Genomic DNA, 14,813 nt, shown 5'->3' on the forward strand with positions numbered 1-14,813 from the left:
ATAAGGATCACTTTCCAAGAACTAGCAGGAACATTGATTTTATTGCCAGAACTCCTGCCTGTAAAGGTAGACTTGAAACCATTAGTTCCTTCTCCTCCAGTGCCAGTGCCGCCAGCGATTATGTAAAGCTCTTTACCTTGCTGGGCAAGCTCTCTACTATATCGCTCCAATTTTTCCCAAGGCCCTTGATTCACATCGGGCGACTGGGGAATAATGTTGGTCATTTGAAAAACAGCACAGTTGTCAGCAGGATTATCCGTTCTGTCGGCTGATGGGGTCAAGTGACCCCGATCAAAGCCGCTTCCCTTGTAGTCAGTAGGCAGAACAGGTTTAAACCCTGAAGGTAATGTGTTATCTGGAGAAAAACCATCTTGAACGCCTTGGCAGCGCTTAGTATTACCTAACCATTTTTGGTTCAGCTGCCAACTTACCCAGTTAGCAATAGATTTACTTTTGTTGTAAGACAGAGCATTCTGCTTTTTAATCAACAACAAATTATCTGCATCATTGGAGTCTTTGGTTGCATCACTAGGATTACCTACTATTAGGTGAACGCTGCCAAAGTTGTTATCACCTGTGGCTGGGTAATTAATAAAGATTACTCCCGTTACAGCTAATAAACTTCCTAAAAATGAAAATCGCTTGACCATAACTGTCTATTTTACTGATTTTTGAATTCTTTCCTGAAGTTTAGAACAGGAAGCGACTACCAATAAAATTTTTTTCTAGACTTAACAGTTTTAAAAGGGATTGTCTCCCATTTTCTTTATGAGAAGAGGATGAACACTTCAGACGGTATCATCCATCCAACCACATTCCGGGCAGTCCCAATGCACCCGTGCTGACCAGTCCCGGTCAAACTCAGCATTGCACTGGGGGCATCTGCCTGTAAACATCGGATGCCAGTTAATTAGTTCTAGCTGCTGTTCGCGTGTCCAGTGTTGCTGTGGTTGCACAATCAATTCACCGTTGTAATAACTGGCCCTCTCTGGTTGCCATAACTCTTCTGCTTCGGCATTGGGGTCAAGTCGAAAGTCCAAGCAGCTATCCCCCTGTGGCCCTGTTGGGTGTACAACACAGACGAGGTGAGGATTGTGTGAGTAGAGAAGGCAGCGATCGCACTCTGGAATCTTAGGCATAGTAGCAGTTTAGTTGTTATAAAACTGATTTCTGCTATTAACAAGATATTTGCTTAACAGGATGCTGCCAATAATCTGATTTGTCTAATTCTCCTCTGTTTGTTGCTCGAAAATACTAAACCACCATAAGCATCATTTGGATATACTAAATTTTTTTCACTATCAATTGTTGATGAAAATGTAGAGTATGCTTTTTGAGCCGTACTTATGCGATTGCTTACCTTTACCCCGTTCTCAGTAGGATAACGCGAACTAGAAGCAGTAATTTGATGCACTTCACTGGTACTTGCATTCTTAGAATTTGAAAGCCCCTCAATTTCTAAGCCATCGTAATTCCAAGTAGTAATATATGCGCCATAACAAACATCGTCATACTTTGTAGTTCGACTTTTCGGTTTACCCAATTTTTTGATAATCTCCTTTTCTTTCATCCCCAGCTTCATATCACCTATGGATATTTTAGATACATCAATTGCTTTTTTAGTGGACTTTTCAAGAAAATTAATATGATAGTTTGAACTGTTATTCTCACCTATAGCTATAGGATTTACAGCGAGTAGTATCCCAAAACCAATTCCTACTGCTAATTTTTTAAACATAACCTGACTTAAGGTATTGCTAGTTTAAAAAATTATGCCACAACTTGATTAAAAGCCCTCTGGAAATTGCGCTCTCTAAACGGGGATTAAAAGAGGCAGTTTTAACAGCGATCGCACTCTTGGATTTTTGGCATAGTACCAGTTTATCCAGCACAGGTAGCGATGCCTACGGTAAATGCTTGCCTACGCACTTCCAATTTTTCCTCGCTTGTAATTATTTAGGGTGAGGCGATCGCTCGACTGAGTGCAACTTTTCCTCTAAGAAGTATCAAAACTGCATTACTGACCGAGCAGGGGGGCCGCGTCATGTCAATAAGAAAAATCTATTCTCAATAGAGTTAAAACTAATCTCATTAAATTTTGCTTATTGCGAAAATTTTAGGCGTAGGCGTAGCCCGTCGCAGACATCGCTTTGGGACATAAAAAATAATCAAACGCGAAAGGAAAGATTTTTACGTTGGTTCTTAACCTTCGTTGCGATCGAGAGTAATTTAGATGCGTTTGCCCTGACTGACCGAGGAGTAATTTTGATTTACTTTTAACAGTTACCAACTCCAAATTGTTTAAGCTGTTGTCTCAATTCATACTTGTTACCATCTGGTAAGATAGCACCTGTCAAGTCGGCATCAGTTAAATCAGTACCATTTAAGTTCGCATCTGTTAAATCGGTGTTACGCAGATCGGCATTGCTAAGGTCGGCATTGCTTAAGTCAGTATTTTTAAGAATGGCATTTTTAAGAATAGCACTTTTGAAGCAAGCACTAGGCAAAAAGCGTCCGCTCAAGTCGGCATTTTGTAAGTCAGCGCAGTATAGCAGAACTTCAGCATCAACACAACCTGATAATGTTGGTAATGCTTTCTTGATTCTTTTTATAATGCGTGGATCGGTAAGACTTAAGTTAGCGTTACTTAATTTTGCGTAACCTAATTTAGCACCCTTGAGTTTAACATTATTTAAGTTGGCATTAGTCAATTCAGCCTGTTCTAAATTCAACTCACTTATCAATCCTACGTCACTTAGAAATCGAATGATACGTCCTTTGCGTTCTCCGTCTTTATCTAGCCTGCGTAGTATTGATAAAGTACACGCGCGCGCTGCGTCTAGTAATGCATTTAGTTTAGGGTCTTTGAAATTAGTATCTTCTTGTTTTTTAGTAATTAACAGTTTTAGTTCTTTGTCTATAAGTAGTTCTGAAATATGTTTGAAGTAAGCCAGCATCGCTTCTTCACGAGAAGTAATATCAACTTGTTGTTTTTCACTACGCTGAAATTGGTACAACACAATTGGAATCGCAAGTGTACCAGCCAGCCCTAACCAGTCCCAAAGTGTTTTACCTGATTGAAAATGCTCAGTAGTTTTTGTAAGTTTAACAATTTTTCCATCTCTAGGATTAATTACCTCTTCTACAGTTACTGATTTATTAGAGTCGGCACCGAATCCAACCCAATTCACTCGGTACAATACAGGAAGAACTGCAATAGCTCCAGCAATAGCTAGCACTATTATTAGTAGCTTACGCTTTGTGTTCCAGCCATTCAGAGGTTCTTGCACGCTCATAGTCGGTAACTCTCATGAATACACATATATTTATATTCATTCGGGTAGTACCTAATTCCTGATATATACAGCGCTTCCGGCTATTATGCAATACAGTTTTTCTCCTTGCCCTCTCCTATCAAAGCTTTCAGATTTGAGGATGTACCTCATAGCTGCCGAAAGTGCTGTAACTAGAACTTACGCACGCTCGCAAAAATACTATCTTGTGTATTAACGGAATTTGGTCGTTTCAAGCTTTTGACTACCAACTTCACATAGAGAGCGATGCCTACGGCGGGCTACGCCTACGCAGTCGGGGATTTTTGGCATAATACCAGTTTAATACCCTGCTTTTACGAATATATTTAACTAAATCAGTTTTTAAGGAGGTAAACAAAATAAATGAATAAGATGGGATTTGTATTTGCAGCAGTTGTTATCATGTCACCTTTGACCTTAGCTGTAAAAAACGTGCAAGCTGTGAACGAGCTAGTATTAGCAACTAAAAGTAATCAACCAGAACAGTCTGTACAAAGAACTTTTACAAGCCTGATAAATGCTATTGAACAAAACAACTACACTCAGTTTATTTCTCTTGGAAATGCTGCTTTTAAAGAAGGCATTACAAAGCAAGCATTTACACAAGTTAGTGGACAGTTGGCTCCTCGCATCAAAAAAGGGTATTCAGCAGTTTTCTTGGGAAATCTGAATCAGCAAGGATATCAAGTTTATTTATGGAAACTGACATTTTTTGATGGCAGTGATGATGTCTTAGCTAGACTTAGCCTCAAAGATGGAAAAGTAGGTGGATTTTGGCTCAATTAGGCGCTCGCCCAAGAGGTCTAATTTTTCCTCGCTTGTATTTTACGGGGGCGATCGCTTGAACCGCATCGCACCCCAACAAAATAATATTAGCGCCTACCTAAATATAGGCAGGCGCTATTCAAATAAGTTAAGCTCAGGGAGAAAATATAGTGAAATGAGGGGACTGATTTTTACGATTAATTAATTCCAATTTGATTGATTACAAAGCACTGCGGCTAGTTAACGCGTTCCACAAGAAGACTGCAACAATTGCACCAAGAACTGCTACCGCGATACCGGGAATACTAAGAGTTGAAGCTGCTAGAGTAAAGGTTCCTGTATTGAAGAATACACCCAGACTGCCACCAACAAAAGCACCGATGATTCCTAATAAGATTGTTCCGAGAATTCCGCCACCTTGATGACCGGGGTAGATAGCCTTGGCAATAGCACCAGCAATTAGACCTAAAACAATCCAAGCAAGAATATTCATTGTTTTAATTTGATAGACGTTTTTTACTGACAAATACACAATAGCAATCTAAATATTGACATTCAATCTACCAACAGAACCAACTATTAATAGCCTTGAGGATGAATGCTGTTACTTCTGGTGATATACCCACTAAATCCAATGGATAATAAATAAAAAAGCTCCTAGTTGGTCTAAAACCAGGAGCTGATAAATTCTTTGCTTGATAATTGCAGTATATGCATTTCTAATGATTTATCTCATCTACTTTAAGAATTAAGCTAAGTTTGAAAGCAGAATATTAATTTGATAAGGTAAAGCATAACTAGACTGCCAAAAGTACGGATTTATATAAAATTAATCTAGATATTCACTGTATTTGCTTTTCCGGGATTTAGGGCAATATTTCTCCAGAATCGAGTAAATAATTGACTGTACCAGAATTTGGAGTGCTGACAACAGGTGGATGATTCACCATTAAGTGCAGTTGCGAATCTGACTTCTACCGTGCAATACAAAACTGCCCTAGACCAAAGCTAGAGCGGTTTTTGATAAAAATAAATATATAGGAGACAATTAATGTTGTCCCCAGTTAATGCATAGTGAATACCTTTATAGAACCCATTTTATATCTATACAGGAGGGCAATCGAATTTGGCTGAACTACGAGCTAAGTTACAAATTTTATAGATTGATCGTCAGGATTTTTTTCTTGCTTTTTTTGTCGCTCAACACGACTGTATTGTAGGGTAATGTATCCGTTAAGAGCGGAATTGGCAGCCTAAAACTGGGGCTTTTATGATCGAGTTCGCCTACCGTTCAATGATCCATCGTGTTGCAATTGGGACAAATTCTGCTTTGCCTTAAGCTGCTTTTTCGGCTTTCGTCGGCTTAGGTGCAAGTTGACTTCTATCTTGGTCAGGACTTGTGGATATAGTTTTTGTAGGGCAGTGCTGATGGTGTTTGGATGATAGCCGTGGTCGAGCAGGATGGTAATTTTAGGAATATTGACAGGCTTGGCTCGAAAGTAATCTTTTGTTGTGACTCAAGAGTTCAATTAAGCCTTGGTCATGAAAATTTTTCATATTTCAATTGCATGGATACATCGCAGTGGCGCACATCTGTGCGCCACTACGCTAAAAGCTAGATTTCTGGGTCAACCAAGCGGGTAGTGGGACGGCTTTGATACAAATCTTGAACGACTTGGACAGCAGAAACTACAGCTACAAGGCTAATGACTGCAACAGGTAACAAACCTTTCCCTAAAAAGGCGATCGCTAGCAGCAGGACTGCACCCGCAAGTCGATACTGGGAACGGATTTTGCAATAACGGATCACCCCAAATCTATGGAGAATACTGACAGCTAGAGAGCATAATGCTACTGAACCACAGATGAGCCATCGCTGGGAATCGGGTAGTGTTAAAGTTGGCTTACTCAACAAGATTTGTTCTACACCGACTCCAGCAGCAGTAATCCCAATCACTAGCGGTAAATGGGTGTAAAGCCAGAGATTAACAACACCAACTTTTCCATGTGTCCGCGCCATCTCAATAGGTTTACCACCCAGGTTATCAAAATAAACCCACCACCAACTAAAGGCGATAATTAGACCAAACACGGCGGAAATTACGGTCAAAACATCCCATTTCTGCTCAGAGACACCATTGACTACTGCAATGATTGCTTCACCCAAAACAATAATGGTGAATAGCCCGAAACGTTCCGGTAAGTGCGAGGCGTGGGGGAGTAACCCGATCTGAAACTTACGTCCTGTTAGGGGTGTAGCAAAGTCAATAACAATTCCCAGCGTCCAAAATCCGAACCGCCAAGGAATGGGTACAGATGCTGATATTAACCACAGCAAGGCTGCGATCGCAAAACCAATAGCGTAGCGAGTAGTTAAAGGACGTGCAAAGGGGATATGTCTTCCAGCACGGACGTACTCTATTACAAGCACAGCTCGACCAAAAGCATAGGAAATGGCAAAACCAGGGGAACTCTCATCCAAACCGTGGTGGATGTTAATAGCCATCGCTGCTGCTGTCAGCATTTGTAAACCAATCAGCAGTCTATGTCCCACATCATCGCTGTCAAAGCGGTTGGCATAGAATGTAGTGCCAATCCATGACCACCAAACTGGTATAAATAGAACTACAAACCCAAATAATCCTGATAGAGAAATATCCTCGTTGAGATTGTGGGCGAGTTGAGAAATTGCAACGACAAAAACCAAATCATAAAACAGTTCTAGCCAAGTGGCACGTCGTTCTTCTTCTGTGTCTTCACCAATGCGTAACCTTGGCGGTTGGAGAAAATTTGCCATAGTGCTAATTGCGAATCGCTAATTGATTTTTACCATTAGCTGTAAGCAATTGGCTATCTAGCACATCTATATGGCAGCATTGTTACAAGGCTTAGATCCTTGACTTTTAAAGAATTCAGGAATCTTGTTGTTTGCTTATTATGCAACAAACGCGATCGCATTCTGCTTTCCAAAGTTGGAAATGTAATTTCCGCCAAACTTACCTTTGAATGAGGAAAAACGTTCTCTTTTGGGCATTGTGAATCCCGCAGACTTTGAAAAAGCCGTTGTCATTGCCGCAAAGCTATGTTCAATTTGTGACCAGTTAAGCAAAAACAGAATTTGTCAAGAGGAGGTAGGGAAAGTGCTATTGTTTTACGCTGAACGAGCGATCGCTATTTCCCAAGCTTCCTTTTTAGTTACAACTAGGGAATTCCTACGAACCTGGCTTTGGAAGTGATGGTGATTATACCAAAGGTAATTAATGGCACGGCTACTCCGTCGATAAGTTGTCCGAGGGCTAATGATTAAAAGCCAGTCTTGTCCTTAACTTATTTCCTCCAACATAGCTAAATGCTTACTCAAAGGAGCCAGGGTATTAGCAACAATCATCCCACTAGCGACGACGGCGGGTAAACCGATGCCGGGGAATGTGGAGTCACCGCAGCACATCAACCCCGCTAAAGGTGTACCGTGACCAGGAAATAAACCTTTAGCGGCAGAAATTGCCGGGCCATAGGAACCATGATGGCGGCGTAAAAAACGTTCGTGGGTGAGGGGTGTACCAACCAGGGTGATTTCGCAACGGGTGCGGATATCGCTAATGATTCGTTCTAAAGCTTGCCACATCACGTCGGCGCGCGATCGCTTTAGTTGCTCATATTCCTGGCTTCTCCTATCTAGCCCTTGCCAAAGTGCGTAAGGTTCATTACCAGGAGTGTAAACGTGAATTACGTGTTTACTTGGGGGTGCAAGGGATGGGTCAAGAATTGAGGGTATTGATACTACTACTACATTTTGCGGTGCAGTAATGCCCAATTGCCAATCATTAACCACAATATAATGACAAGCTAAATCTGCTGGTAAACCTTGAGCATCAATACCGAGATGCAAGTGCATGAAACTATCACACTCTGGTATGGCTTGGCGTTGGCTACGGAACTTGTTTGGTACTGCTCCTTCTGGTAATAGTTTTAACGTATCCCATACCGAAGCATTAGAAACAACTGCTCGCCGCGCCCGAATTTCTTCCCCATTTCGCAGTTTGACACCTACCGCCCGTTTACCTTGTACCAAAACTTGCTCAACATGAGAGCCTAACATTAATTTCCCGCCATGTTTTTCTAGTCCTTGCACCAGTGCATTGACTAAAGCACCACTACCACCAACAGGGTAATCTAACGCTACTCCTGGTTTGTACCACTCCGCAAACATAAATGCGACTTCGGCAGCGTTAGTTCCTGATGCTGGTAGTCCAGAGAGGAGAAAACACAACAAGTTCAACCAGTTAATAATAAAGGGGTCATGGACAACACCATTCACGATCCGCTCAAAAGACCCCGTTAACTTGAGAATATTGGCAGTATGTTTAGCTAACGATGGAGCAAATTTACTGATAGTTAAAGCTGCACCTATATCTAAACGTAATGCAGATGCAGGGAGAGCGCTCGCCGCTGCGGCTAATGGTGCCATCACCGCTTGCAAGCGTCGCCATTGGGAAACTGCATCTTCACCTCGCAGCCTTGCCAGCACTTCACAAAACTGTTCTGCACCCACAGATGTATCAAAATCACCTTCTGGTAGCCGACAACCCCAAGTATCATAAGTCACACATGGCAAATCCACACCAATTACATCTAGCACTTGTCGTAAAGGGTTAACGGAAGGAGTGTAAGACAACCCAGAGTAAAGAGAAGGGCCACTATCAAACTTAAATCCTTGACGTTCAAAACTGTGCGCCGCTCCACCAGCAATTGTATGACTCTCACAAACAGTCACATCAAAGCCATATCGCGCTAAAACAGCAGCACAACTCAACCCCCCTATACCACTACCAATTACAACTACATCTTTTTGGTTCATAGTCATTAGTGCATAATCTATAGTTATTGTGCCAAGTTTTTCACTCTCAATAACTCAGGAGAAAGCAGATTCTCTAATATTTGGGTTTGCTGTGTCATTTTCACTTGCGGGAATTTTGTTAGTAGGACTTAGACAAAAAGTAGCCAGAAAAAAGCCTCAAATTTATATACAGAGAGACTTTGGCATCGTTTTGTCTAGTCTCTTGATATATCTGGGTTTTAAGCATTTTTATTTTTGAGCATTTAGTGTATTTTTCTTGCCCTGTATGGGTTTGAGGATTGTTTGTGCCTCAAAAATGTTTAAGTCCCGATAAATGCGTAGCTTGTCGCCTTCTCTACGAGACGCTCCGCGAACGGCATCGCTCAAAATTATTGCTACTGACGATCGCTGTTTGGGGGTGCAACTTTGACTCTAAGAATTTGGACTATGGGCGTGTAGGCGATCTCCTCCGGCAGGCGCTCCGCACCATCGCACCTCCCCTACTTCTCCCCTATCTTTGAGTAAATCTGTAGTTGGGCTTGTAGATAAAAGTATTAATCTTGGAAATCTCTAGTTAAAATCTTACATTTTAAGTAATATGATATACAAAAATTTATTGTGGATATTACCAATTGCTTCTACACTAAACTTTTTAGTTGCTATACCAGAGGCGCAAGCCAACTGTCCTGGTTCTGTTCAGCCGCTTGAGGAAGTGCAACCTCAAGTGCAGCAAAATTGGGATGAATTACAGCACCAAAAAACTTACCCTTGGGGCACAACAAAAGTGTATGAACGCTTAATTGGCGATCGCATTACCCTAGCTGCAAGTTTCGATCGGCTGCGTGGTTCACACAAACAGGAAGCCCTCAACTTGCTACGACTCGGCAATTACTTACATAGCGTTTATGCCAGTGATGGCCGCTTGCTTTCGGCGGTGTATGACGCTTGTACGCGGTTTGATATGTTAACAGAAAAGGCACGCTATAGCTGGTATTACAACAGTGTTGGGCGATGGCTACCCTCCAACTTGCCTCGTGAAGCTCTGCGGAATGCTGGCCGTCCATCTTGGCGACAAGTGCGTGTACCCATTAGCGAGGCGCAAGAGCGATCAATCCGCAATTTGTTCTGGAATAGAATGGGCTACACTCAAGCGAACAATGGTATGTGGATTGGCTGGGTTCCAGAACACGGTTATTTTGAAATTAATGTACCCAATGGCTACAACATCAAGCAATTGGGGCAATTTTGGCGTTCGGCTCTACGTAACTATCGCTACATCGTACTATCAACTGACGGTTCATTAGTATTTGATGCTAACTTTGATTGACTATCATCATGTATTAGAGCGTCATTCCGTAGAAAATCGAAATGTTTGTCCAAAACGCTCATAATTACCACTTTATTTGTAGTTTTAAGTGAGTTGATAGTCTGTGCAATGGCGTAGCCGCCTAATTCAAGTGCGATCGCTCCTCTACCTCGTTTAATTTTTCGTCGCTTGTATTTTCTAGGAGCGATCGCGCAGCGTTTCCAAGAGTTGCCCGTCGCAAACATCGCACTTTAACAAAACAATAGCGCCCACCTAACTCTATTGATTTTTCATCTCGAAAACAACTTATGAGTGAATTCAATTGGGCGGATATGTTTAAGATGAACTGAAATTTATTTAAGCGATCGCTGACGGTTCATTCGGTAAGCAATCAGAAAATCACTGATCTATCAACAGGTTGTCCCCAGTTCTATTCCAGTTTTGATCGCTCTTCTTGATGATTCGCTGTAACACCTGCCTTAGAACACTGGGATGGAAAAATACACTGGGGGGTTTAAGTAGGTGCATCACTTCTAAGAAAAGCTTGTGGATGTCAGGGCTTTGGGCAGCCAGCAGCAACACTTGATCTAGATAGTAGTGCATGAGTTGCGTCATCCAATTGGGTCGTCCGCCCACAGTAGTATGCCAGCGAAAATCTTCACCTGTTGCCATTAGCCAAGGGACTGCAATTATTTTGCTAAGTTGCTTTTGAAAGCTTTGAGATAGCCCGACTAAATTTCCATCAGCATGGTGAGATAATTGCTTATTCAAAGACTCATCTAACATCAATGCACCTAGAGCCGCAGTAGTCATGCCTTGTCCATAGACGGGATTGAAAGCACAAACAGCATCACCTACTACCACAAACCCTGACGGCAATCTCGACAGTTTTTCATAGTGAAGCCACCTATTTTCCGTGCGGTGATAGGCTCTCACAGGCGAAATGGCTTGAGCATCTTTAATTACTTCGTAGATAATTGGATTGCGTAAGCTACGAGCAAAGTCTAAAAACCCAGCTTCGTCAGTTGGTGGATAATCTCGACCAATTCCAGCAAGTGTAACTATCCAACAATTTCCTTCGATTGCAGACATTACACCACCGCGCGTGCCTGGGGCTTTTGCCGTTACCAATGCACCCTGCCAATCAGCCGGAAAGTTTTCTCTCAGTTGATATAAGCGACTAGCATAGCCCAAAAAGGAATTAATCACAGTTTCTTTTGGCGGTGTATAACCCATTGCTTCTAACCACCCAGGAGCGAGAGAATTACGTCCGCTAGCATCTACTACTAAATCAGCAGTGAAATCTGTTTGTTTAGGAGAGTTATCTTGCCTCTGATCAAATTTTCGGCGTACCTGCACACCCGTGACCTGAGTTTTGTTGGGGTTAGACAACAATCCAGTAACAATTGTTGCTTGTACAAATACAACACGGTTATTCGTAGCTAAACGACGGCGGATAATCCATTCGAGTAGGTTCCGACTTAAATTGTAGAAGTTCAAATCGGAATTAAAGCGGGGTGTCCATCCTCCTAAGCCATACCACAGGTAATCAGCACTAGCGTTAATGGCGACTGCGCCGGATGCCGCTAATTCAGTCTGGATACCTGGAAAAAGCTGTTCTAAGATATCCAAACCCTGTTTGAGTAAGACGTGGAGATGATGAGCTTGGGGTACACCAGGACGCTGTTCTGGTTGAGCGCTCAAATGATCGCGTTCAATAATTGTTACCCGGTTAAAGTATTTAGTCAGCACTTGCGCTGCTAGCAGTCCAGCGATACTTCCCCCAATGACAAGAGCGTGGCGTTCGTTTGGTTGGGTCATAGTTGAATTGAACATCTGATATCCATGAATCCATAGTTACAGACTCTCATCTGAACATACAAGGCATCACCGTGCCATACTTGCTTGATAGTGGTGCGATGGCGTAGCCGCCTAATTCAAGTGCATCGCCAATCAATGGTCTAACAAAGTTCAAGCCCTGCCCCGATTCTCTAATTAGGTTTAACCACTGGAGGACGAAGGGATAAATCCGCCAAAACCCCCATTAGGACGCTTATGGAGAGTAAGATTAGCAATCAATCTTACCCAAATTCCTAGCCAAGGAAATGCCCAAATCTTCAGAGGTTGAATAGGACGCGGGTCAGATAAAGGCTTGTAACTGAGTGAGAGGTTGGCTTTTTGCCAAGTATTTAATATATAAGTCAAATCGCTAGCAAATTTGCGATCCGATTGGCGAACAACAATCACACTATTAATACGTTGTTCAGTGAAAAAATTTACACTAGGAAAATCTGTAATAAAAACTACAGAACGATTGTCAAATAAATTTTCTGGAACAATACGAAAAGCTAAAGAATTACCTTGACGATTAGCATCTAGCAAGAAGGCGGGGGGTGCATTGTCGGGCAAATCGAGTTGGTGCAAGCTATCACAGCCCTGTACCAATGTTGCCAAAATGGATTCTACATCTACTCTCGTCAATTCTTTCGTTGCTTCTAGAGATAAATTTCGTTTTTGAACAAATGCAGTTGGCAAAGGACAAGAATTAAATAAAGGTACGGGTCGATATCCTTTTTTAGCTAATGCTAATCCGAGAAACACGGAATCCATTCCAGCTAAATCAACTACAATCGCCTTACCTTGCCCAGCAGGTGGAACCCAGCTGAAATCTGGCGTTGGTAATTGCGTAATTATTGGCAATCTTCTGGGCAAGTGGGCAAACAATACTGGTTTCACCCAAGGCGACCAAATGCTATCTGCGGGAGACCAAAGGTCAAAAACAGTTGATTCATCCATCTTGAATTAGTACGGCAATATCAATAGCGGCAAAATTAATTAGTGGCTTGGGGGCAATGCGCCCATAAATACCAGCAGCTTTACCGTTGACCGTATATACTCCTATGCAAGGATACATAATTCCTAGAGGTGTTGTCAGGGGTAAGGTTTGGAAATAACGTTGAGCAATCCAGTTGTTAGGGTCAAGTAAAATATTACAAATTGTCGGGATGTAATTGGTGCGGTCGCTCATGCCGAGCATAGTCACTGTATCCCCATTGTTACAAAAAGCTGATTTGAATAGCCAATGGCGATTTGTAACCCAATTGACACGGCGGGGATCATGAGTCTCAGCTAGCAAAGCTTTCCAAGTATCCAGGGGCGAATTAATCTGGTTCCAGACAAGAGGAAAGCGCTTACTTTCAACAAGCAACATAGACCCAGGATTACATATAGGAGTTTGACTGCTGTGAAAAAAGTATGACCAATTGCAATCTAGAGGTAACTTAGTTAACCATTCACCTTGATAGAAGCGCATTACTGCATCTAGAGAACCACGATACCACTCACTGTTGAGATGAGCAAAACCATTGTGCCAAACTATTTGCTCAGGTGTTGCTAAGTAAGCATTACATCCTCGCTGACGCAAGAGTTCAGCTAAGTAAGCAGTAATTTGTTGGTCTTCCATGTACCCAGCAGCAGACAGTAAAGCAATATGTCCTTTTGGTGGTATTGTCTGTGTCAAAGCATCAACAAGTTTATTCGCTGGGTTACCTGCCAATGTTGTACCAGGAAACTGTTGCACCATCAATTTTGAGAAATTTGAAGCTTCGGTGTAACCTCCGGGAACATCATAATTTGCTTCGGAAATCCGCCAACCATCAGATGTGGGATGAAAGTCAAATCGTACAACACGGGCTGCGGCTGGTGATGGTTGTACGGATTTTTCGGAAAGTATTTTGACAATTTGACGAGGTAAACCCAATTGCCTCATCAGTTCGGGACGTTGCAATATTTGCAATTCAGCAGTATTTGCTTCAGATGTCAGTTTTTCAGCAAGTGTTGCTAATTGTTGCCAAACCAACGTTGGGAGGATTAAAGCAAAGGGAGCCAGGGTACTAACATCACCGATTTGGGCATCCCACTTAAAGCATTTAAGTGCCAAGTGTCTGCGAATTTGAGTAAATGTTTTTTTATCTAGTTGAGGTGAACATTGCCATTGTTCAAAGTAGCAATTGAGATCCAATTTAGTGCCAACCGTAGGTTATAACTCGTAATTATGCTGGGCTGCTTGTACAGTACCATTAATGTAAGATGCCCTATACCTCCCTTTTGTTGGGAGCTTCTGAGTAAATGACCAACCATAATATAGTAATCTTATTTGATTTTTGAAAAAACTCCGTACATCTCAATAGTGGGAAAATCGCAAGCAATTGGATGCCATAGACAAAGCACTTGATGAGATAGAAAACGCGTTCATCCGAGTTATGCCAGAAGAAAATGAGAAGGCATAATTATTTAAGACGAGCAACACTACCATAGCCACGCCTGAAATAATTCTTGGTTTGCTCCTGATAACGCTGATGGGGTATATAGTTGATCAAATTCTGGATAACGGTTAGTGTAAGCAATTTCTGGATGGAAATAGAGCCGCCCAGTAAAACTATCATGCCAACGCAAACAGCCTCACCTGCTGCACTGGCTTGGTTTCTCTCACCCGTTGCTGATATTCAAAAATCTGCGCTTTCCACTTCAGCAGAGCATCAGCACTCATCACCAATGTCTCTGCTCTACGTACTGGCGTGGGCTTCACTTC

17 protein-coding genes are annotated in these 14,813 nt (G+C 42.1%); 5 read left to right on the forward strand and 12 right to left on the reverse strand.

Annotation, left to right across the window (positions count from 1 at the left end; all coding sequences use genetic code 11):
- The 3 genes from V7K53_RS25800 to V7K53_RS25810 form a co-directional block, all read right to left on the reverse strand.
- Nucleotides 1-650: DNA/RNA non-specific endonuclease (locus V7K53_RS25800; protein ID WP_335200372.1), on the reverse strand; the 650-nt coding region annotated here is incomplete at its 3' end.
- 138 nt (nt 651-788) lie between these two features.
- On the reverse strand, nt 789-1,139 hold the full coding sequence (locus V7K53_RS25805) for a hypothetical protein (protein WP_335200373.1): 351 nt from the start codon (nt 1,137-1,139) through the stop codon (nt 789-791).
- Between the two features lie 53 nt (nt 1,140-1,192).
- A complete protein-coding gene (locus V7K53_RS25810) occupies nt 1,193-1,738 on the reverse strand; it encodes a hypothetical protein (RefSeq protein ID WP_335200374.1) in 546 nt (181 codons plus the stop codon).
- 44 nt (nt 1,739-1,782) lie between these two features.
- On the opposite strand from V7K53_RS25810, the gene V7K53_RS25815 reads away from it, so the two are divergent.
- Nucleotides 1,783-1,965, forward strand: a complete 183-nt coding sequence (locus V7K53_RS25815; protein ID WP_335200375.1) for a hypothetical protein — start codon at nt 1,783-1,785, stop codon at nt 1,963-1,965.
- Nucleotides 1,966-2,276: 311 nt separating this feature from the next.
- Here the strand turns inward: V7K53_RS25815 and V7K53_RS25820 are convergent, their stop codons facing one another.
- Entirely contained in the window at nt 2,277-3,296 is a 1,020-nt protein-coding gene (locus V7K53_RS25820) for a pentapeptide repeat-containing protein (RefSeq protein WP_335200376.1), read from the reverse strand.
- Between the two features lie 381 nt (nt 3,297-3,677).
- On the opposite strand from V7K53_RS25820, the gene V7K53_RS25825 reads away from it, so the two are divergent.
- Nucleotides 3,678-4,100, forward strand: a complete 423-nt coding sequence (locus tag V7K53_RS25825) for a hypothetical protein (RefSeq protein ID WP_335200377.1) — start codon at nt 3,678-3,680, stop codon at nt 4,098-4,100.
- A 199-nt stretch (nt 4,101-4,299) separates the two neighbouring features.
- On the opposite strand, the gene V7K53_RS25830 is transcribed toward V7K53_RS25825, so the two are convergent.
- Both V7K53_RS25830 and V7K53_RS25835 read right to left on the reverse strand, forming a co-directional pair.
- Entirely contained in the window at nt 4,300-4,572 is a 273-nt protein-coding gene (locus tag V7K53_RS25830; RefSeq protein WP_289794511.1) for a GlsB/YeaQ/YmgE family stress response membrane protein, read from the reverse strand.
- Between the two features lie 1,122 nt (nt 4,573-5,694).
- A complete protein-coding gene (locus V7K53_RS25835; protein WP_335200378.1) occupies nt 5,695-6,876 on the reverse strand; it encodes a low temperature requirement protein A in 1,182 nt (393 codons plus the stop codon).
- Nucleotides 6,877-7,081: 205 nt separating this feature from the next.
- Between V7K53_RS25835 and V7K53_RS25840 the strand changes: the two genes are divergently transcribed.
- Nucleotides 7,082-7,315: a hypothetical protein gene (locus V7K53_RS25840; RefSeq protein ID WP_335200379.1), complete on the forward strand. Its 234-nt coding sequence runs from the start codon at nt 7,082-7,084 to the stop codon at nt 7,313-7,315.
- A gap of 86 nt (nt 7,316-7,401) precedes the next feature.
- Here the strand turns inward: V7K53_RS25840 and V7K53_RS25845 are convergent, their stop codons facing one another.
- On the reverse strand, nt 7,402-8,937 hold the full coding sequence (locus V7K53_RS25845; RefSeq protein ID WP_335200387.1) for a phytoene desaturase family protein: 1,536 nt from the start codon (nt 8,935-8,937) through the stop codon (nt 7,402-7,404).
- A gap of 284 nt (nt 8,938-9,221) precedes the next feature.
- Here V7K53_RS25845 and V7K53_RS25850 point away from each other — a divergent pair, with 284 nt between their 5' ends.
- Both V7K53_RS25850 and V7K53_RS25855 read left to right on the forward strand, forming a co-directional pair.
- Nucleotides 9,222-9,437: a hypothetical protein gene (locus V7K53_RS25850; protein ID WP_335200380.1), complete on the forward strand. Its 216-nt coding sequence runs from the start codon at nt 9,222-9,224 to the stop codon at nt 9,435-9,437.
- Nucleotides 9,438-9,514: 77 nt separating this feature from the next.
- Complete coding sequence (locus tag V7K53_RS25855; RefSeq protein WP_335200381.1) at nt 9,515-10,243, forward strand: hypothetical protein; 729 nt, start codon at nt 9,515-9,517, stop codon at nt 10,241-10,243.
- Here V7K53_RS25855 and V7K53_RS25860 read toward each other — a convergent pair.
- The 5 genes from V7K53_RS25860 to V7K53_RS25880 all read right to left on the reverse strand — a co-directional run bounded on the left by V7K53_RS25860 (nt 10,189) and on the right by V7K53_RS25880 (nt 14,677).
- On the reverse strand, nt 10,189-10,467 hold the full coding sequence (locus V7K53_RS25860; protein ID WP_335200382.1) for a hypothetical protein: 279 nt from the start codon (nt 10,465-10,467) through the stop codon (nt 10,189-10,191). The two genes, V7K53_RS25855 and V7K53_RS25860, sit on opposite strands and share 55 nt — an antisense overlap.
- A gap of 154 nt (nt 10,468-10,621) precedes the next feature.
- Nucleotides 10,622-12,043, reverse strand: coding sequence for an FAD-dependent oxidoreductase (locus V7K53_RS25865; protein ID WP_335200383.1), 1,422 nt, complete (start codon nt 12,041-12,043; stop codon nt 10,622-10,624).
- 180 nt (nt 12,044-12,223) lie between these two features.
- On the reverse strand, nt 12,224-13,018 hold the full coding sequence (locus V7K53_RS25870) for a hypothetical protein (RefSeq protein WP_335200384.1): 795 nt from the start codon (nt 13,016-13,018) through the stop codon (nt 12,224-12,226).
- A complete protein-coding gene (locus V7K53_RS25875) occupies nt 13,011-14,243 on the reverse strand; it encodes a glutathionylspermidine synthase family protein (RefSeq protein WP_335200385.1) in 1,233 nt (410 codons plus the stop codon). The genes V7K53_RS25870 and V7K53_RS25875 overlap by 8 nt, the downstream gene beginning before the upstream one ends.
- 287 nt (nt 14,244-14,530) lie before the next feature.
- Nucleotides 14,531-14,677, reverse strand: a complete 147-nt coding sequence (locus V7K53_RS25880; protein WP_335200386.1) for a hypothetical protein — start codon at nt 14,675-14,677, stop codon at nt 14,531-14,533.
- Nucleotides 14,678-14,813: the final 136 nt, after the last annotated feature.

The sequence above is a fragment of the Nostoc sp. genome (genome assembly GCF_036917355.1).
Classification (GTDB): Bacteria; Cyanobacteriota; Cyanobacteriia; order Cyanobacteriales; family Nostocaceae; genus Nostoc.